The 20,747-nt window shown below is 61.0% G+C and carries 10 protein-coding genes and 1 pseudogene; 7 read left to right on the plus strand and 4 right to left on the minus strand.

Annotated features, from left to right (window positions below; genetic code table 11):
• Positions 1 to 101: 101 nt before the first annotated feature.
• Positions 102 to 407 (plus strand): annotated as a pseudogene (locus ABEB25_RS15615) (GNAT family N-acetyltransferase); the annotation flags it as partial.
• Positions 408 to 590: 183 nt separating this feature from the next.
• On the opposite strand, the gene ABEB25_RS15620 reads toward ABEB25_RS15615, so the two are convergent.
• Positions 591 to 1,748 carry a hypothetical protein gene (locus ABEB25_RS15620; RefSeq protein ID WP_345737351.1) on the minus strand — a complete coding sequence of 386 codons (1,158 nt, stop codon included), beginning with the start codon at positions 1,746 to 1,748 and terminating at the stop codon, positions 591 to 593.
• 396 nt (positions 1,749 to 2,144) lie between these two features.
• Between ABEB25_RS15620 and ABEB25_RS15625 the strand changes: the two genes are divergently transcribed.
• The 3 genes from ABEB25_RS15625 (at position 2,145) to ABEB25_RS15635 (ending at position 9,557) form a co-directional block, all read left to right on the plus strand.
• On the plus strand, positions 2,145 to 3,044 hold the full coding sequence (locus ABEB25_RS15625) for a tetratricopeptide repeat protein (RefSeq protein ID WP_345737352.1): 900 nt from the start codon (positions 2,145 to 2,147) through the stop codon (positions 3,042 to 3,044).
• A gap of 39 nt (positions 3,045 to 3,083) precedes the next feature.
• Positions 3,084 to 9,035 (plus strand): Ig-like domain-containing protein, encoded by a 5,952-nt coding sequence (locus ABEB25_RS15630; RefSeq protein ID WP_345737353.1) that lies wholly within the window; start codon positions 3,084 to 3,086, stop codon positions 9,033 to 9,035.
• 81 nt (positions 9,036 to 9,116) lie between these two features.
• Positions 9,117 to 9,557, plus strand: coding sequence for a host attachment protein (locus tag ABEB25_RS15635; RefSeq protein ID WP_345737354.1), 441 nt, complete (start codon positions 9,117 to 9,119; stop codon positions 9,555 to 9,557).
• A 45-nt stretch (positions 9,558 to 9,602) separates the two neighbouring features.
• Here the strand turns inward: ABEB25_RS15635 and ABEB25_RS15640 are convergent, their stop codons facing one another.
• On the minus strand, positions 9,603 to 10,394 hold the full coding sequence (locus tag ABEB25_RS15640; protein ID WP_345737355.1) for a PIG-L deacetylase family protein: 792 nt from the start codon (positions 10,392 to 10,394) through the stop codon (positions 9,603 to 9,605).
• A gap of 441 nt (positions 10,395 to 10,835) precedes the next feature.
• Between ABEB25_RS15640 and ABEB25_RS15645 the strand changes: the two genes are divergently transcribed.
• The 3 genes from ABEB25_RS15645 to tnpA all read left to right on the plus strand — a co-directional run bounded on the left by ABEB25_RS15645 (position 10,836) and on the right by tnpA (position 17,267).
• On the plus strand, positions 10,836 to 12,305 hold the full coding sequence (locus ABEB25_RS15645; protein WP_345737356.1) for a sulfatase family protein: 1,470 nt from the start codon (positions 10,836 to 10,838) through the stop codon (positions 12,303 to 12,305).
• 298 nt (positions 12,306 to 12,603) lie between these two features.
• On the plus strand, positions 12,604 to 16,143 hold the full coding sequence (locus ABEB25_RS15650) for a pyruvate carboxylase (protein WP_345737357.1): 3,540 nt from the start codon (positions 12,604 to 12,606) through the stop codon (positions 16,141 to 16,143).
• Positions 16,144 to 16,814: 671 nt separating this feature from the next.
• Complete coding sequence (tnpA, locus tag ABEB25_RS15655) at positions 16,815 to 17,267, plus strand: IS200/IS605 family transposase (protein WP_345737358.1); 453 nt, start codon at positions 16,815 to 16,817, stop codon at positions 17,265 to 17,267.
• A 1,023-nt stretch (positions 17,268 to 18,290) separates the two neighbouring features.
• Here the strand turns inward: tnpA and ABEB25_RS15660 are convergent.
• Together ABEB25_RS15660 and ABEB25_RS15665 are read right to left on the minus strand one after the other, a co-directional pair.
• Positions 18,291 to 18,599, minus strand: a complete 309-nt coding sequence (locus tag ABEB25_RS15660) for a hypothetical protein (protein ID WP_345737359.1) — start codon at positions 18,597 to 18,599, stop codon at positions 18,291 to 18,293.
• A gap of 541 nt (positions 18,600 to 19,140) precedes the next feature.
• Entirely contained in the window at positions 19,141 to 20,730 is a 1,590-nt protein-coding gene (locus ABEB25_RS15665) for an ammonium transporter (protein WP_345737360.1), read from the minus strand.
• Between the last annotated feature and the right edge of the window lie 17 nt (positions 20,731 to 20,747).

The following is a 20,747-nucleotide window of genomic DNA, read 5'->3' on the forward strand; positions in this document are numbered from 1 at the left end:
CAGCAGTTGAATCTTGTCTTTCAACCCTATCCGGCAAGCTCATGCAGCCCGCCATCATACTCCGTCAATGGGAGGATTCCGATTTGGAAGCGTTTGCTTCGATGAATGCGGACACAGAAGTGATGCGGTTTTTTCCACGCACGCTGACGGCTGAGGAATCGCGGCAAACCTTGCAGCGGTTTCACCAGGGCATTGAGCAGCGGGGATGGGGCCTGTGGGCCATCCAAGCCGATGGGAAATTCGCGGGTTTTGCGGGCTTGTCGGAACCCAAATTTTCGGCGCACTTTACGCCCTGCGTAGAAATCGGCTGGCGTTTGCGCCAAGAGTATTGGGGACGGGGTATCGCCTTTGCAGCGGCCCGGCAGGCGGCAGATTATGCCTTTTCGGTTCTGCGCCTGGATCAGCTCGTCTCCTTCACGGCAGCGAGCAATCTAAGGTCCCGAAAACTGATGGAGCGCCTGGGTTTTTCACACGATCCACGCGATGACTTCATGCACCCTTCGCTGGAGGAAGGTCATCCTTTGCGTCACCACGTTCTCGACAGAAAAACTTCCGCTTCGATGACAGCGGACGTTTTGCCCAACGGGTGGTCATTCACCCAGCAGGGCGAGGCGGCGGGCTTTCCAGTAGGTGGCGAGGTGGTAGAGGATGCCGCAACTGGAATTGTGCAGGTAGTCGGTTTCCTGGATCATTTTTTGCAGGGCGGTTTTTTGCTCGGCAGAAAGGGTTTCAGGCTTGCTCATGAGCAGGACGAGGGCGGATTCGCCAGCTTCGCGGGTGAGGTGCCAGATCTCGCGGTATGCGCCCCACTGGGGGACCTGGTAGCCCTTTTGGTCCTTCCACACGGCGACCTTGCGCCAGTCCGGGCCCAGCATGCGCATCTCTTCGGGGCTTTTGGTGGCGATCTTTCCAGCGACCCAGGTGAAGCGCTTGAGGGCCAACTCGCTGACGTGGGCGATGCGCGCATGGAGGGTTGCTTTGAGAGCGGCCTCGGGCTCCAAATCATGCAGCAGCTCCAGCGAGCACTGCATTTGCAGAAAGGCGTAGGCGGGCTTGTGGGGATCGGGCGAGGCGGATTGCGCGGTGGCCTCGACCACATACTGTCGCCACATTTTGCGGTAGCGTTCATCGCGGGTCACGTCCCAGGCGGCGGCGTAGATCATGGGCAGGCGGGCGGCCTCATGAGCCTGGACATTCCACATGCGGCAGATGCCGAGCGGACAGCGTGTGCCATCGGCACGGCAAAAGTCATAGTCGTTTTCAGGCGTGACGAATTCGATCATCCGCTCGGCCACATCGGCCAGGATGGTGCGGATTTGCTGGCGAGTGAGATCGGTGGAGAGCGGGCTGTGATAATACTGCCACAGGCCGTGGACGAAGTGGGTGACCTGATCCCGTGAGGAATTGATATAAACGCCCGTGCCATCCTGGGGGCAGACATTGCGAGCGACGAAACCACGCACGCCATGCACGGTGACGCAGCGGCGGAGGCCAGCAAAGGCGCTGGCCGCACGGTCGCGCAGTTGCTCGTCACCGGTCACGGCAAAACGATCACAAAGGATGCTGAGCATGGCCCCGCCCAGGATCGCGCCATCCTCCATGCCGGTGCCGTAACCGCAGGGGTTGGGGTACTGGCGTTTCACCTCATCCGCCGTTGGGAGATGGGCCTGCTCCTTGCCCTTTTCATAGCTGCTGAGGTAGTCGGCAAAGGTCTGTACTTTGTCGAGGTAAAAGCGACTCCACGCCATGTCCCAGGCCTGATCCATCGCGGGAGAAAGAGGCTTGGATGTCGGGGCCGTCTCGGCAGCCAAAGAGAGGGAACTGAACAGAACAATTAGGGGGAGGAGAAAACGAAACGGCATCGGGAGATGTGTACGGGCGCGAAGAGGGATTTCCAACTGGGAATGTTCTTTAGCCACCGGGAGAGCTGGGCTTCCTGAATGGAGGCTGGTTGCCCATCCTGGATCTTCCCGATGCTGATTTTGACACGTGATATTACTGTCACACAAGTGAGGTTTCGTGGCGGCGGAGCGAGGCTGAGGGCTTGATTTCAGAAGGGGGCGGCAAGAGGGGCCTTGGGAGGGGCACGGCCTGTGTCGAAACCTTCACTTGGGAATTGGCCGATCTGGAGTTTGAGGCGGGTGATGGCGTCTCTGCCCCAGTTTTTTGCGATCAGCCTTCGTGGCCTGATGTTCAGCCTTGTCTGCGGCTGGACAACATCGGCCTGTGGGCATGGGGATTACCATGAAGTGGTGGCTGAAATTGAGGCAGCGCTGAAGAAGGAGCCGGAGAATGCGGAGCTGCATTTCCGCCTAGCGGTGGCCTGTGAGGAGCATGGGGAGTGGAGCTCGGCCCTAGTGGCACTGGAGCGGGCGGAAAGGCTGGCTCCAGGCAAACATCCGGTGGCGCTGGTGCAGGGACTGGCGCTGGCCAAAGGCGGGCAATGGCAGGCGGCGGAAGCGGTGCTGGGAGAGTTTCTCACCGCGCATCCCAGCCATGCCAAGGCGCTGACGGAACGAGCGCGGGTGCGGCTGAAACTGAAGCGGCCAGACGAGGCGATGCGGGACTTTCAGGCGGTGCTGAAAAGTGCCCGCGAACCTGAGATGGAAGTGTTTTTGGAGACAGCGGTGGTTTGGGTTTTGCAGGGAGACCGGGCCGAAGCGGCGAAGGTTTTGAATGAGGGCCTCGTGCGGCTGGGCCCACACCCGGAGCTGCTGGAACGTGCGCTAGAAATGGCCGTGGCGGAGGGCCAGTTTGAGGTGGCCATGGGCCATCTGGAGGTGCTGAAGCAGACGAGCGCGCAACCGCAGGTGTGGCAGGCGCGGAAGGCCGGTCTGCTGGCCCAGGCGGGCCGCCGGGACGAGGCGCAAACGATGTGGCGTGAGCTGCGAGACCACCTGTTGGCCCTGCCAAATCTGGAGCGTGGCCAGCCCCACCTGAACCGACTTTTGGAAGAAGCGCAAACGGCGCTGGGTGAGCCCCCCGTGCCTGCCGTGGTGCAGGCACCGCCAGCCGAGGCCAAGCGCCCCTTTGCCACGCCCTAACCTATTTTACTCCCGTCAGTCCCCTCCCCCCCCGATTGTATGATTCGCCTGCACTGCCTTCTGGCTGCCACCTTTCTTTTAATCCTGAACCTGCCTGCCCAAACCACGGAGTTTGGCGGAATCACGGTGATCCAAAATGATGCGGGCAACGCGGCGACCTCCGTCAGCCTAACCAAAACTGCGGGTAGCTCGCCTTACTTCACCCTTGAAGGCGGCAACCGGGGTGACTATGAGGTGAACTTTGGCAGCGGGGTGGATCCCAGCGTGGGTGTGATGATCCCCTGCGTGGCCCAGCTTTCACGCGACAACACGGCGCAGGGAGACAGCATTGGGCGCTTTTATGCGACGGCGGCGTTTGGTCCGAATGACGGACTGGCGGATTACACGGTCGCACTTTTTAGCGCCCCTGCGGGTGGGGAGGTGAATATGGATGTGGCCTTTGGATTTTTCCCCTACAACCGCTGGATCGGCGGCATCGCCCGCAACACGGTGAACAATGGCGAGCTGACGGAGCTGGTGGGAAATCCGGGGCTGGTGATCAACACGCATTTCACGGATCTGGCGACGCCGAGCGGGCAGTACACGCTGAATCTGAATGCGCTGACAGGAAACAGCGCGGCGCAAAACGGCATCCTGCTGGTGGCCGGGGCGCGGAATGAGGACAACTATGCGCTGTCGCAGGCGAATGCGAACGGCAGCTTCACGATCTACTGCCATGACAATGGCGTGAATGGAGCGGACTATGAAAATGACGGCATCGGCTTTGTGTATCTGCCGACCGACAAGGTGGGCACGGATCACCTGACGGCTATCGGCCGGGTGAATGACGATGCCAGCCTGGATGTCTCCGCTCATGTGCCTGGCAAAACGGTCACCGTGAGCAAAGGCGGCACGGGGATCTGGCATCTCACCATCAGCGGTGAATCTGGCAGCACGGGCACGCTGCTGGTGAGCCCGGCGGGCGGCGTGGACAACACCACGGACAACATCGTGTCCTCCACCTGGGATGCCGCGAATGGCCGATGGGTGATCGAAAGCCGCGACCTGCCAGGGGCCACGCCAGGACTGCAAAATGGAACGGCGGCGACGGATGACATGTTCAGCTTTGCCTTTTTCACGGCCCCCGTTTTGCCGACGGTGACGCTGACCTCCCCTGCCCCGGCGGCCACGGCCACAGGGCCTGCGGGCTTTGCCCTGGAAGCCACGGCCACGGATACCGATGGCAGCGTCGTTCAGGTGGAGTTTTTGCGCAATGGGTTGGTCATCGCCACAGACAGCGCGGCTCCTTATTCCTTCCAGGACAGCGGGCTGCGCGCGGGCCACTACGACTATCAGGCGAGGGCCACGGACAATGAAGGGAACATCGGGCTTTCACCTGTGGCCCAGGTGACGGTGACGCTGGAGCCGACCAGCATCCCGGCGAACACGGCGCTGTCCTTCGATGGCAGCGACGACTATGTGACGGCGGGTGCTGCGCCCACGCTGAATGTGGGCCAGATGGGCGATGCGGGATTCACGCTTGAATGCTGGTTCCGCCGCGAGGGCGCGGGGCGGACCTCGGGCTCGGGATCTGGAGGTGTCACGGCGGTACCCTTGTTCGGCAAAGGCCGGGGCGAAAGCGATGGCAGCGAGGTGGACTGCAACATCTTCTTTGGCATCAATGCAGCGGGCCGTCTGGTGGCTGACTTTGAAGCCCAGCCCGCGACGGGTGTGGCAGCGGGGGAGAACTTCCCCATCACGGCGATCCATGAGCCGGTGAGCAACCATGCCTGGCATCACGCGGCGGTGACCTATGATCATGCCACGAGCACCTGGAAACTTTACCTCGATGGAGCCGAGGTGGGCAGCGCGACCGTGACGGCCAATGCACGACCCCGGTTTGACAGCATCCAGCATTTCGGGATCGGCACGGCCCTGAACTCAACGGGCGTGGCGGAAGGGGCCTTTCGGGGACGGCTGGATGAAGCGCGGGTGTGGAACCATGCGCGCAGTGCAGCGGAGATCCTGGCGGGCAAAGACCAGGCCATCGAAAGTGCCACGGGCCTGATCGGGCGCTTTGGCATGAATGAAGGCACGGGAAGCACGACGGCGAGCGCCATCGGAGCGCACACAGGCACGCTGACGAACGGGCCGCTGTGGGTGGAAGGGGTGCCTTTTGGCATCACGAATGTACCGCCGACGGTGACGCTGACGCGGCCAGCGAATGTCTCCACCAGCGCTGTGGCGGAGCCGGCCACCTTTGAGGCCACAGCAGCCGATGCGGACGGCACGGTGATCAAGGTAGAGTTCCTGGTGGATGGCGTGAAGGTAGGCGAGGACGCAACCGCGCCGTACAGCTTCACCTGGACGGCACCCTCCATCGGCCAGTATGCCGTGCAGGCACGGGCGCTGGATGATCTGGGCGGCAGGGGCGAAAGCGAGGTGGCCACCCTGCATGTACTGGCCACGGCGAACCACCCTGCGGTGGTGCTGACCTCCCCCACCGATGAGGCTTCGGTGACAGGTAGCAGCGTGAATCTGCAGGCGAATGTTTTTGATCCGAACGGGGATGCGATGAGCGTGACTTTTTATGGCCGCCACACCACTCCGGTGACACCAGGGCCGGACTTCAACCTCGTTCAGATTCCGGATACACAGTTCTATTCGGAGGGGGCCTCAGGCCATGCGGATACCATCAGCGTGCAGCAGCTCATCGCCACCTTTGGCGAACAGACGAAGTGGGTGGTGAACAACCGGACTGCGCGCAATATCGCCTTTGTCAGCCACATGGGGGACATCGTGCAAAAGGGCAACAATGGCGGCAATGACATTGAGTGGACCCGGGCCTCCGCCGCCATGTCGAGATTGGAAAATCCGGTGACCTCCTTGCTTGCCCACGGGGTGCCGTTTGGCCTGGCACCGGGCAACCATGACATCGACCCCATCGGCAATTATGACGGAGGCTCCACCTCCTTTTACAATGAGTATTTCGGGATCAGCCGCTTTGCCAAACGCACCTACTGGGGTGGCAACTACGGCACGGACAACACGAACAATTACCAGCTTTTCAGCGCCAGCGGGCTGGACTTCATCGCCATCCACTTTGCCTATGACACGACGCCGAATGCGGCCATCCTGAACTGGGCGGATGCACTGCTGAAAGCGCACCCACACCGGCGGGCGATCGCCACGAGTCACTCCATCATTGGTGGTGGCAACCCGGCGACTTTTAGCTCGCAGGGGCGTGGCATCTATGATGCGCTAAAGGACAACCCGAACTTCTTCCTGATGCTGTGCGGGCACATCCATGCCGAGGGGCGGCGGGCGGATGTTTATCAGGGCAGGACGGTGTATTCCGTGCTTTCAGACTACCAGGGCACAGCCAATGGCGGCAATGGCTTTCTGCGCACGCTGACCTTCTCCCCGGCGGGCAATTCCATCCGACTGGAAAGCTATTCGCCCACGCTGGACCGGGCCGTGAATGCCAGCGATGGCATCCCATCCTGGGAAACCACGGTGCAGCTACCCTACAACATGCAGGCCCCGGTGATGGGCTGGGTGCCTCTGGGGACGGTGAGCGTGCCTGCGGGTGGCAGCACGGCGGCACTGAACTGGACGGGCCTGGAGCCTGGAAAAAACTATGAGTGGTACGCGGCGGTCTCCGACGGCAGCCTAACCAGCAGTTCGGCAGCAAGACGTTTTTCCACGGTGGCGAACGTGGCCCCAACCGTGACCCTGGACACCCCTGTCGCAGGAGCTGCCTTTGCCACACCGGTGACGATCCAGATCACGGCGACAGCGGCGGATGCGGACGGCTCCATCAGGCGCGTGGAGTTTTACCGTGAAGGGGTGAAGCTGGGAGAGGACAGCACTGCGCCGTATGCTTTTGCCTGGACGAATCCAACGTTAGGCACGCACAATCTTTCGGCGGTGGCGGTGGACAATGCCAATGTGGCAACGCTTTCCAACATCGCCCGCATCACGGTGCAGGTGGGCGATGAGCTGCCGACGGTCGCGATCACCGCCCCTGCCAACGGCACGGCCATCCCGGCACCTGGGAATGTGACACTGACGGCCAATGCGCAGGATGTGGAGGCCCCGGTGAGCAAGGTGGAGTTCTTCTCCGGCAGCACGACGCTGACCTCCCTGGGCGTGGATACGCAGGCTCCGTTCAGCCTCAGTCTGACGAATCTGGCCGCAGGCACCTACACCTTCACTGCCAAGGCGACCGACAGCCTGGGCCAGGTGGTGACCTCGGACTCCGTGCTGGTATCCGTCTTTGTGGAGGCTGCCGCGCCTACGGCCCCCACGCAGCGTTCGGTGGGCCTGTTTGATCCGCCCGCCTGGACGGTGGTGGGCACCAGTCCCCCGCCCTTTGATTTCAATCTGCCAGGGAACAATGATGGCGATCTGTCCCTGAAGGTCGCAGGGGCGGCGGTGCCGTTCAATGGCGGCATTACCCTGGCGACAAATTGGAATAGCCCTGCCAGCATCGCTGCGGGGGTACCTGCGCTGGATAACCTGGCGCTGCCTTATGCCGGGGCGGATGGCAATGCGAATGTCAGTGTGCTGGACAATGCCAATGCGAATGCCTCCACCGCGAACCCGGCCACGACGGAAGAGACCTCCGGCATCAGCGTGGCCTACCTACCTTATGCGGCGGGGTGGACAGGGGCCAGTGTGGACAGCAATGCGGCGGTGCTGAGCGGAAACCTGCCTGCGGGTGTGACGGTGGCAGCCCTTTCAGAACCTGGGACCTACTCGATTGATGGACTCTCCACGGCAGGGAATCTGCTGGCTGTGACGAATGGCAACGGTGGCACTGCGGGTGACAACGTCTGCTCGGTCCGCATCGCGGATGGCCGCTGGGTGGTGGATGTGCGGGACAATGATGCCTCGGGGCAAAACGGCACGTTCAGCTTTGTGTACATTCCTGCGGATACGCCGGGTGTTTTAGCAGCGGCCATCAGTAGCACAGGAGCGGTGACGAGGATGAATGCGGAGCTGGGTGAACTGGGCATGACGACCACGCCAGGTGCCGAAGGGCTGGACCTGCTTTTCGGCGATGGCACGGTGATCAATCCGGCCACGGCGGCGCTTTTCATCACGGCGGATTCTTCCCGCAATGCGGCGGCGGAGGACAACCTGGTGGCGTGGTCCACGAATGGGAACGCATTCCGTGTGTTCTCGCAAGATCTGCCGCAGGTCGGTGGCACGCATCAGCCGATTGATGTACGCATCCTCGTCATCCCCTTTGCCACGGCGAGCGGGGGCAACGTGGTCACGATCACGGCCCCGGATGCCACGGCGGGTGAGGCGGGCGGGGATCAGTCCCTGGACTTCACGATTTCGCGCAGCGGCAGCACCGCCCAAGCCTTGACGGTTTCGCTCGCGGCCACCGGCAGCGCGACGGCAGGGACGGACTACACGGGATTCCAAACCAGCGTGGTGATTCCGGCGGGGCAGTCTTCGGTGAATCTGCCGCTGGCGGTTCTGGCGGACAACCTTGCCGAAGGGATGGAGACGATCCAGATCACCGTGGTGGCGGAGGCGAGCTACACGCTGGATGCAGCAAACAGCGCCAGCGCGGACATTGCCGACAGGCCCGTGCAGGGCTGGTCGTTTGCCAACATCGGTAACCCGGCGAAACGTGGCCCCTATGAAGATGCGGATGGCGATGGGGTGCTGAACCTTTTGGAATACTTCATGGGCAGCCTGCCGGAGGATGGCCAGAGCATAGGCGGGACCGCCATCACGGCCACCCGTGAAAGCGCCACGTTTTGGTTTAACCGGGCCTTAAACCGGGAAGATGTGACGGCGGTGGTCGAGTGGTCTCCGGATCTGATCCACTGGCTGCGCAGCGGGCAGAGTCATGACGGCCTGAGGCTGAACATCGAGGTCACCACGGGGTCTGCACCCGAAGAGGACCCGCAGGTGATGCAGGGCATCGCCACGAATGCGGAGGGCGGTGCGCTGCCGGGCCGGGTGTTCTTCCGGCTGAAGGTGGAGTGAGCATGACGAGGCCTGCGATGAGTTCGTGGGGGCCAGATGGGAAGGCGGAAGCGAAGATTTGAGTAGCAACCCCCTTCCACCATGAAAACATTGCCTGAACTACTCATCGTTACTGATCGCGGACACTTCATCGCCTACCGTGGCTATGCACAGGGGCGACTCACCGCCCTGGATGCCATGGACATTCCCGAGTCCCTGGAAAAGCTGAGCGACCAGGTGACGGACAAAGCGGGTGGTTTTTCCGCCATGGAATCCATGGGCCAGGGCAACTCCTCCGCCGAGCGGCTGCCTTTGGAAGCCGAGCTGGAACTGCGCTCAATCCGTAAGATCGGCCAGCGCATCGGCGAGCTGATCGACGAGCACGACATCAATACCTGGGGACTGGTGGCCGCCCCCGAAATTCACGGGGCCATCGTGGACCAAGTGCCACCGCTGATGCGGGACAAACTGGTGCTGCGGGTGAAAAAGAACCTGAACAACCAGACGCCGGAAGAGCTGCTGAAGCGGCTGGCGGAGGCCTGAGGACACCGCGGCCCGCTCCTTCTGAAGAAGCGGGCCACGTCTAGATCATTCCTTCAACGAGGCTTCATAGGCATCGTTGATGAGGCAGTCGTCGCCGAGGGCATCTTTGAGAGGATCCACGGCGGTGGCGCTGAAGCCCAGATGCAGGTGACGACGCCAGCCTTCGGCGAAGTCGAACTGGCCGGAAAGAGCGCCTACCTTGCGGGAAGATTCGTCCATGCTCACGAGGTAGGAGTCCATGCCCTGCGTGACATCCAGCCAATGTTTCTGGCTGACGTGGGCAGCGAGGGATTCGCGCTTTTTCGCGTGGACCCGGGTGGTGTTGACATAGGCCCCGGCGTGGATGCGCTTGCGGAGGGGATCGCACAGGCCGTGAGGCATGGCGTGATAGACCGTTACGTCATGGAGGAAGGAGGGCCGCTGGGGATCGGTGACGAAGTTCTGGATGGGATGGGCAAAAGCAGCCGTGCAGGCCAGGCGCTGGGCGTTCTGATGGTCCTCCATGTAATCGGCGGGCGAGTGGGTGAGGACGATGGTGGGCTGGGCCTCGCGGACGACAGCGGCGACTTTGCGCAGGAGTGGCACGCTGTAGGTAAGCTCCAGGTCATCGGCGATAGGCGGGTAAAACGTGGCCCCCAGGATGCGAGCGGCCTCCTGCCCTTCCGCCAAGCGAGTACGGGAGGTGGTGGGCCCATCCATTTGCACCGAACCACCGTTGCCCGTGCACATATTCATGTAATGCAGGTCCCAGCCCCGCTCCTGCAAGAGGAGCATGGTGCCAGCGGCAACAAATTCAATGTCATCTGGGTGGGCAAAGAGAGCGAGGACGGAGGGCATGATGGGATGGACAGCATGCTACGTCAGATTTCCCATGCTGTTGTCACAGAATTGCATGCAGATGGACTGGTTTCCTAGTTCCTATGAGTGCGATCAGAGCAGTGTCTGGGATAAAGCCCCTTTTCCCTGAAAGCTTCCACCCCGGAAACGCGTCAACTCTTCCTCATGCATGGACTGGCCATCAGCTCCCTCGGCCGCCTAAAAATCCGCCAAGATATCATGCTCGCTAGCCCCCCTAGGAACCGTCAGAGATCGCGGCCCCGGCTAACCGTGGATCTCGTTTCTCAGGGCTGACGTCGCCTGCTCTCTTTTCCGTTTGCTGGTCAAGACGAAGAAGCCATGACTCCTTATTCCGCCCCCCAGGTGGATTTCAGTCGCCCGCAGGAGGAAAGCTGCCATGCACTTTCATGCGGGTACGCCGTTCTCAGAGCACACTCCACCATGGAACTTATCCTCTTCATCCTCTGTGTATTTTCTGCCCTGGGTGGTTTAATCCGCGCTGACGTCCCCTCGAAGCCCAACATCATCGTCATCCTTGCCGATGACATGGGATACGGGGATGTCGGATGCTTCGGTGCAAAGGACATCCGCACCCCGCATCTCGACAGGATGGCTTCGGAGGGTTTGAAACTCACCTCCTTCTATGCGCAACCGATTTGCGGACCGAGCCGAGCCGCGCTCATGACGGGCAGTTATCCCAACCGAATCGGCGAGGTGGGTAACCGCAAAAACGGCCACACGCTGCCAGACACGAAGGAAATCTTCATCGCCGAGATGCTACGGGACGCAGGCTATCGCACGGGCATCGTCGGCAAATGGCATCTTGGCATGAGCGAAGGGTGCGATCCCATCGCGCAAGGCTTTCAGCACGCTTACTTTACTCCCGCCTTCAACGGAGCCACAAGGGACATCCAGCCCCGAGCCGTTGTGCCCTTCATGCGCAAACCTGGAGAGGTCGTGCGCACCATCCAGAGTCAGGCAGATATGGACACGCTCACCGCCGACTGCACCCGCGAGGCGCTGGAGTTCCTGCGTGGTGCCGCCGATGAAGAGCCAGGAACCAAGAAAAAGACACCCTTCTTTCTGTACCTTGCCTACCACATGCCGCATGTGCCGCTGGGTGTGTCAGCGAATTTTCGTGGGAAGTCCGCGCGCGGTTTGTATGGCGACACCATTGAGGAACTCGACTCCGCCATCGGAGACATCTTCTCAGAGCTGAAAAAGCTAGGCATTGATGACAACACCTTGGTTGTTTTCACCAGCGACAACGGCCCCTGGACCGACAAACAAATCGGTGACCACGGAGGCAGCCCGAAGCCTTTTCGCGGAGCCAAAATGACCACCTGGAAAGGTGGCTGGCGAGTCCCGGGCATTGTACGCTGGCCTGGTCATGTGCCCGCTGGCAGAACCAGTGATGGCATCGCCGCCACCATTGACCTCCTGCCGACCTTCGCCGGACTCTCCGGAGTAAAACTCCCCGCGACTCAACTCGACGGTCTTGATCTCACCAACTTCCTTACGAAGTCAGATGCACGCAGTCCACGTGAAACTTTCCTCTACCACAACGGCACACGCCTCACCGCCGTACGTCACAAGGACTGGAAAATAGTTTTTGCGCGCCCCGAAGGCGGAGAAATGCCCTACATGCCCAGCTTCGTCACCAGCCATATCGAAGCCTTGTCCACGAACCAGCTCTACAACCTCCGCACCGACCCTGGTGAAACTAAGAACCTCGCCACAGATCAACCCGCCGTCATGCAATCCCTGGCCAAGCTCACTGACGAATCCCGTGCCTACCTCGGCGACTTCACTGGCCCCGGCACCGGAGCTCGCTTCTTTGAAAAAGGCCCTCGGTGGCCTTCCTCCGCTGAAAGAAAATCCCAGCGTCCCAAAAAGAATAAGCCGAAGTAACGAATGCCATTGCAGCAAGAATCCCATTTCCCGCGGAAAATGGGATCAGTCAAAGCCTAGTCAAACAGCGTCTCTTGAGATAACAACCTGGAGTCAAGGAACACAAAGTATTGGTGCAAGGGCTGATGTAAGAGTGCCCCAGCCATTCTGAACCGAGAGGGTTCCGAAAACATTGAAAGTTGTTTGGGCATTTACGCGACTGCTTGATGAAATTAAGCGCCCAATCTGCGCCAAGCCTTGCAAAAGGATGGCTGACGTTGAAAATCGGCTGTCTTTTCATTTTCCCAACCCCACAACCATGCCCAAGAAAGCCGCCGCCAAAGCCTCCCGCACCGAGCCTCCTGCATCGAGCATCCGCCCGATCAAAAAGCTGATGGTCGCGAACCGTTCTGAGATCGCCATCCGCGTGATGCGGGCGGCCACGGAGCTGGGGCTGAAAACGGTGGGCATCTATGCCCAGGAGGACCGCTTTTGCCCGCACCGTTTCAAGGCGGATGAGGCCTATGAACTGAACAAGGACAAAGGCCCGCTGGGTGCCTACCTGGACATTGAGGGCATTGTCACCCTGGCCAAGGAAAAGGGCGTGGACGCCATCCACCCCGGTTACGGCTTCCTTTCGGAGAACCCGCAGTTTGCCCAGGCCTGCGCGGATGCAGGCATCATCTTCATCGGCCCAGAGGCGAAGATCCTGGACATGATGGGCGACAAGACGGCTGCCCGCAATGTGGCACGCAAGCTGAACGTGCCGATCCTGGAAGGCACGGATGAACCCGTGAGCGACCGCAAGGAAGCGGTGGCGGTGGCGAAGAAGATCGGCTTTCCGCTGATCATCAAGGCGGCCTTCGGCGGTGGCGGGCGCGGCATGCGCGTGGTGCGCGAGGCGAAGGATCTGGAGAAGCTGCTGGACGAGGCGCAGACGGAGGCACTGCGCTCCTTTGGCAACGGCGCGGTGTTCCTGGAAAAATTTGTGGGCAAGGCGAAGCACATCGAGGTGCAGATCCTGGCGGACAAGCACGGCCATGTACTGCACCTGCATGAGCGTGACTGCTCCGTGCAGCGCCGCCACCAGAAGGTGATCGAGCAGGCACCGAGCTATGGCGTGAAGCAGGAGATCATCGACGGTCTGTGCGAGGCGGCGGTGAAGCTGGCGAAGGAAGTGAACTACACGCACGCTGGCACGGTGGAGTTCCTGGTGGACCACGAAACGGGCGAGTGGTTCTTCATCGAGATGAACCCACGCATCCAGGTGGAGCACACGGTGACGGAGGAGATCACAGGCATCGACATCGTGCGCAGCCAGATCCTCATCGCGCAGGGTTACCAGGTGCATGAAGAGCCACTGGGCCTGCCGGCACAGGACAAGATCGAGAAAAGCGGCTACGCGATCCAGTGCCGCATCACCACGGAAGATCCGGAGAACGGCTTCACGCCGGACTTTGGCAAGATCCTCACCTACCGCAGTGCGGGCGGGTTTGGCGTGCGGCTGGACGGGGCACTGGGCGCGACGAATGCGGTCATCACGCCGTATTATGACTCCATGCTGGTGAAGATGACGGTCTATGGCCGCACCTATCAGCAGGCGCTGGACCGGATGGACCGTGGCCTGCGCGAATTCCGGATTCGCGGCGTGAAGACGAACATCCCGTTCCTGATGAACGTGGTGCACCATGAAGACTTCAAGACCGGCCAGGCGACCACACGCTTCATTGATAACAATCCGGACCTGCTGAAGTTCGTGGCGCGCAAGGACCGTGCCTCGAAGCTGCTGAGCTATCTGGCGGATACCGTCGTGAACGGCAACCCGTTTGCCAAGGGCCACAAGATCAGCAAGGCCTTCATCGCCGCGCCGATTCCGAAGTGGGACCACAAGGTAGCCCCGGCTGCCGGCACGAAGCAACTCCTCACGGAGATGGGCCCGGAGAAATTCTGCAAAAACTGGGTGGCCAAAGAGAAGCGCCTGCTGCTGACGGACACGACGATGCGCGATGCGCACCAGAGCCTGCTGGCCACACGCATGCGCACCTATGACATGCTAGCCGTGGCGGATGCCGTGGCGCGGCGCACACCGGACCTTTTCTCCCTGGAGATGTGGGGCGGGGCGACCTTTGACGTGACGATGCGCTTCCTGCGCGAAGATCCGTGGGAGCGCCTGCGCGACATCCGCGAGAAGGTGCCGAACATTCTGCTGCAAATGCTTTTCCGCGGCAGCAATGCTGTTGGTTATACCAACTACCCGGACAATGTGGTGAAGGGCTTCATCAAGCATGCCGCCCAGAACGGCATGGACATCTTCCGCATCTTTGACAGCCTGAACTACCTGCCCAACCTGACGGCGGCAATGCAGGCGGTGCGCGAGGACACGAGCTCCATCTGTGAAGGCACTCTTTGTTATACCGGCGACATCCTGGACCCGAAACGCGACAAGTATGACCTGAAGTACTACGTGCGCCTGGCCAAGGAGCTGGAGAAAATGGGTGCTCACATGCTGTGCATCAAGGACATGGCCGGCCTGGTGCGCCCCTACGCGGCGAAGAAGCTGGTGAAGGCGCTGAAGGACGAGGTGGGCATCCCCATCCACTTCCACACGCATGACACGAGCGGCCTGAACGCGGCCAGCATCATCGAAGCGGCGAATGCCGGGGTGGATGTGGTGGATGCGGCCATTGCCTCCATGTCCGGCGGCACCAGCCAGCCGAACCTGAACTCCATCGTCGCCGCCATGCAGCACACGCAGCGTGACACAGGGCTGAATACGGAAGCGCTGCAGGAATTCAGCGACTACTGGGCTGCCGTGCGCGCCTTTTACAAACCCTTCGACACGAGCGAACCGTACGGCACCGCCGAGGTGTATCTGCATGAGATGCCCGGCGGCCAGTACACGAACCTCAAGGAGCAGGCCATCGGCATGGGCCTGGGGCCACGCTGGCCGGAGATCGCCCACGCCTATGCGGAGGTGAACCAGCTCTGCGGGGACATCGTGAAAGTCACGCCTTCTTCCAAGGTGGTGGGCGACCTAGCCATCGAGTGCGTGGCGCGTGGCGTGAAGCCGGGCGACATCTTCCAGCTCACAGGCACGAAGTGGAGCAAGGATGTGACGAGCATGTTTGAAGGCTGGCTGGGCGAGCCCTTCTACGGCATGGAGGCCGACAAAGCCGCCGACAGCCGCAAGAAGTGGAATGCGCTGGCGGATGCCATCGTGGGCAAGGGCGGCAAGCGGATCAAGGGCCGCCCAGGGACGCACGCGGCGAAGATCAAGCTGGATGAGGTGCGTGCTGAGCTGGAGCAGAAGATGAAGAAGAAGCCCACCGAGGACGATGTGTGGAGCTACCTCATGTATCCGGATGTGTTCCTGAAGTTTGCGGAGTTCCGCAAGACCTATGGCGATGTCTCGGCCCTGCCGACGCCGGCCTATTATTACGGCTTGCAGCAGAAGGAAGAGATCAATATCGAGCTCGAAGCGGGCAAGACCCTCTTTGTGCGCCTGCTGAACATGACGGAGCCGGACCAGAATGGCCAGCAAACGGCCATCTTTGAGCTCAACGGCTATCCACGCCACACCACGGTGACGAACAAGCTGCTGGCCAAGGATGCGGTGACGAAGACCAAGGCCGATCCGGCTGACCCGACCCAGGTGGGCGCGCCGATGCCCGGCATGGTGGCCAGCATCGCCGTGAGCGTGGGCCAGAAGGTGAAGGAGGGCGAAACCCTCGTAACCTTGGAGGCCATGAAGATGTTCGCCGCCGTCTCCGCCCCGACTTCCGGGACCGTGCAGGAGATCTGCGTGAAGATCAGCGAAAGCGTGGAAAGCAAGGACCTCCTGGTGCGACTGGCGAAGTAGCCTGCCCGGAACCGAGTGAATGATGAGCGTCCCCAGACCCATGAGGTCTGGGGACGTTTGTTTTGGTGGGTGAATGTGGGTGGATTGGGGTAACAAAGGTATCGTGGTGATGGGTTTGATCTTTTGCGTGGAGTCTGTGGAGACGGCATTGATGATTTGGGTGTGAAGGAGGCGAGATGAGTTGGGCCGCCCTTTCAGGGCTCTTGATCCGGTGAGGGATATCGGTTCCCATTTCCCAGGGCGTTGCCCTGGGCTACGATAGGTCGCGCCGTTGGCGCTGATGAAGGTGACGTGGTTGGAGACGTTGTTTGGGCGACGCCGCACGGTTTTGGCACAGATGCGATGGGGTGATGCCTTGGGCCATGAGGATTGGGTGGCGATTGGATATTCATGGACACCGGAACCATGATGTCCGGTTCTTCGCCCCAAAGGGGCAGGCTATCGTAGCCCAGGGCATCGCCCTGGGTATCGCATGCCGATACCGCCTAGGCGAATCCAGAGCCCTGAAAGGGCGGCCTAACTCCCGAAATGTTGCGCCTTTGATGTTGATGGAGGTCAGGGCTTGATGTCCGGTTCTCCGCCCCAAAAGGGCAGCCCATCGTAGACCAGGGCAACGCCCTGGGTATCGGTGCAGCACCCTCGCACAGCCCTGAAGGGGCGACCTAAGTCCCATGCCACAATCACTCGCCAATCTCTACGTTCACCTGATCTTCTCCACCAAGGAACGGTTGCCGTTTTTGTCTCCGGAAGTGCGTCCTGACCTCCACGCATACTTGGCAACGGTGCTGACGAATTTAAACTCCCCTGCGGTGCTCATCAATTCGGTGGAAGACCACGTGCATATTCTTTTCAACATGAGCCGCACCGTCACGCTGGCACAGGTGGTGGAAGAGGTGAAGAAATCGTCCTCCAAATGGATCAAGACACAGGGGCCGAATCTTGCGACCTTCGCATGGCAGGCAGGGTATGGGGGCTTTTCCGTGAGCGAGTCTAACGTACCGAAGGTGGCGAATTACATTCGCAACCAGGAGGAGCATCACCGGGTGAAGACGTTTCAGGAGGAGTACCGGGAGTTTTTAGAGAAACACAAAGTTCCATATGATGAACGCTATGTGTGGGATTGATCTGAAGATGAGCGCGCTTAGTTTTAGAGATGGAGAGGTAGTCAGGGGGAGTCAATAACGCGCAAGGCACGGGAGGCGGCGTTTGTTCTTCGAGGCGTGATGAGTTAGACCGCCCTTTCAGGGCTCTCGATTCGCTTGGGCGACATCGGCATGCATTTCCCAGAGCGTTGCCCTGGGCTACGATAGGCTGCCCCTTTGGGGCGAAGATCGAATTCCCAGCCCAGTCCGCTATCAACACCGAACGTGTGCCTCATCGCAATCGAAACGACATCGTGGATGCAGCCAAGCCGAGCGCCATCGGCGCGGCCTATCGTAGCCCAGGGCAACGCCCTGGAAAATGTGTGCCAGCGCCCCCCCAGGATCAAGAGCCCTGAAAGGGCGGCCTAATTCACCGAACCTCGGTCACATCCAAAAGACAAACGATGTCTTACATGCCCCCAAGTGATGGACAATAACCCATCCTATCCAGGCCGTCGTTACCTGACTATCCCTAGTCGCATCCAAACCAAAACCGTGGGACTTCAAGAATACGACGGCTTCAAACCGATCCTCTTCATCAACTCCCACCTGCAGTGCCGACGCGGCCTATCGTAGCCCAGGGCAACGCCCCGGGAAATGCGTGCCGATGCCGCTCAGGTAATTCGAGAGCCCTGAAAGGGCGGTCTAAACATCCTGAACACAGCCAAGCCGCGCCCATGCATCAGCGCCATCGGCGCGACCTATCGTAGCCCAGGGCAACGCCCTGGGAAAATGCGTGCATGCCCCCACTCAGGATCAAGAGCCCTGAAGGGGCGGCCTAACTCTTCACGTCGCGACTGCAGCACGCCGCAATGACTTGCCTACGGCCCACCTTCAGCCACGTGTTCTGGGGCCTGCCTTGCTGAACTTCGGGGCGCGGGCTTATCGGCCTTTCTAGATACTCATCTCACGGGGACCTGTCTCTCGCCGCAACCCCTGGGCACAAAAAACTGGAAGCCCGGGGTGGGGCTTCCAGCGGTGAGGGAATGCACGGGCCGATGGGGATCAGGCGGCGACGGCCTGCATCTTGTGGATGCAGTCCATGCAGACGCCGGCCTCGAGGATGAGAGAGACGGGACGCACTTCGTTGCAGCGCTCGCACTGACGGAAGAAGCGGCGGTCTTTGAGGGCGGCCCGGCGGGCCTGCTCGACGTTTTCCGGCAGGGCACGGACGGGAAGCATGCGGCCGACGCCTTTCCAGTGAATCTGAGGAGTGGCAGCCAAGGGTTCCTTGACCACCATGGCCTGGACCCATTGGCCAAGGCTGGTTTTCACGACGCGGGTGTACTTTGTTGAAAGATCTGTGTCTGTCATAGGGGGGGGAGCCTAATGAAGCACCAAGATTCGTGCCAATCTAGGCAAATCACCACGAAAGGGTCTCAAACGGACCAATAGCGGTCATAATCAGGGACGGTAGTTGGTGAATGAGTGACGGGATTGTTGCTTGGGGAGGAAACGGGCGGGTTTGGGTGTGGATTGAGGATGTTTTATCAGGAGACTTGGGCGAGCAAAATGCATGGGAAGTCAGTGAGACGGCAATGAGCCCTCCCCACTTTTATAGGGGCACAAGCACGGCCTAACAACGAATGATAAAAATGGAGCCCATGATGAAACGGACTGCCGGACTGCCGGGCTGCCAGACTATGAAAAGGTAGGCCCGAGGGCGAAGGATCGTTCAGCGGACATGCTCAGACCACGTTTTGAAGGCGTGGAGAAAGCTCTATGAGACCGTGCGTTCGTGGAAAACGGGATCGTTTTGGCACGGCAAACCCACGATCTGGCGATGGTGCCGGTGCCAAACATCTCCTGGCCCACGCCCACCGCCTGACATGGGCAAAGGGTGAAAACGACAACCTTAGGCCTGCTCGGTGGTCTGGAAGTCGGGGTAGGCGTTGGCAGCGTGCTCGGAGAAGTCGAGGCCGTTGATCTGCTCCTCCTCGGTGGCGCGGGTGGGGACGATGAGCTTGATGAAGGCGAAGATGATGGAGCAGGTGATGAAGGCGTAGAGGCTGATGCTGAAGGTGCCCAGGGCCTGGATGCCGAGCCGCTCGATGCTGAAGCCTTTTTCATCAAAGAGGGCGACGCAGAGGGTGCCCCACCAGCCGCAGGCGAGGTGGACGGGGACAGCGCCGACGGCATCGTCGATGCGGAGGCGCTCCAGCGCGATGGTGGCGATGGTGGTGATGATGCCGCCCAGAAGACCGATGATGACGGCGGCTGCGGGGGTGACATTGCCACAGCAGGCGGTGATGGCGACGGCCCCGCCAAGGGCCCCATTCATGGCGATACTGACATCGGCCCGGCCCTGGATGAACCACATGGCCACCATGGCGGCGAGACCGGCGGCGGCGGGTGAAATGGTGGTATTGACGACGAGGCGGCCGATAACGCCGCTGCCGCTGAGGGAGGAGCCGGCATTGAACCCGAACCAGCCGAACCAGAGGAGGAGGACGCCAAGGGCGACCAAGGGGATGTTATGCCCGGCGATGAGGCGCGGGGTGCCATCTTTCCCAAAACGACCAACGCGCGGGCCGACGGCGAGGATGCCCGCGAGGGAGCAGGCACCGCCGCAGGCATGGACGACGGAGGAGCCTGCGTAGTCCACAAAGCCGATGGCCTCTAGCCAGCCCTTTTCCCCGCCGAGGCCAAAGCTGCCGCCAAAGCTGCCCCAGGCCCAGTGGCCGACGACGGGGTAGATGAAGATGGTGAAGAGGGCGCAGTAGAGGAGGTAGCCCATGAATTTGGTGCGCTCTGCCACGGCCCCGGAGAGGATGGTGCAGGAGACGCCGGCAAAGCCGAGCTGGAAGAACCAGAAGACCCAGACGGGATGGTCTGCGGCGAAGCCGGAGAGCCAGAAACCATCCATGCCAAAGAGTCCCTGCCAACTGCTGCCGAACATGAGGCCGAAGCCGACGAAGAAGAAGACGATGGCGCAGATGCAGAAGTCGAGGAAGCTCTTCATCACGATGTTGATCGTGTTTTTCGCCCGGCAGGCACCGATCTCCAGCATGACGAATCCGGCCTGCATGAAGAAAACCATGGCGGCGGTAATGACGATCCAGACATAGTTGATGTTAGACTGGAGGGCCTCGAGCGCGCCTGCGGGCACGGCGGTGGCCACAGGGGCGGCGGATGCAGGGGCTGCGGGCGCAGCAGCAGGTGCCGGGGCGGGTGGGGCGGTGGCGAGGGTCTCCAGGGCCTTTTCATGCTGGCTGAGCTTTTCCAAAATGCCATCAAGGCGGCCAGTGACGCGGTCATTGGCATCCAGCTTTTCCAAGATGGTGTCGAGGCGGGTATTGACGCGCTCATTGGCCTCCAGCCTGCCGAGGATGCCATCCAGCTTTTGCTCGATGGGGGGAGACGCGGCAGGGCTATCCTGAGCGGGCACGAGGGGGGCGGCGAGGGCAGCGGCCAGGAGGAGGAGCGGACGGAGGAGGCGGATCATGAACGGTGGGAGAAAGG

This window comes from Prosthecobacter algae, assembly GCF_039542385.1.
Classification (GTDB): Bacteria; Verrucomicrobiota; Verrucomicrobiia; order Verrucomicrobiales; family Verrucomicrobiaceae; genus Prosthecobacter; species Prosthecobacter algae.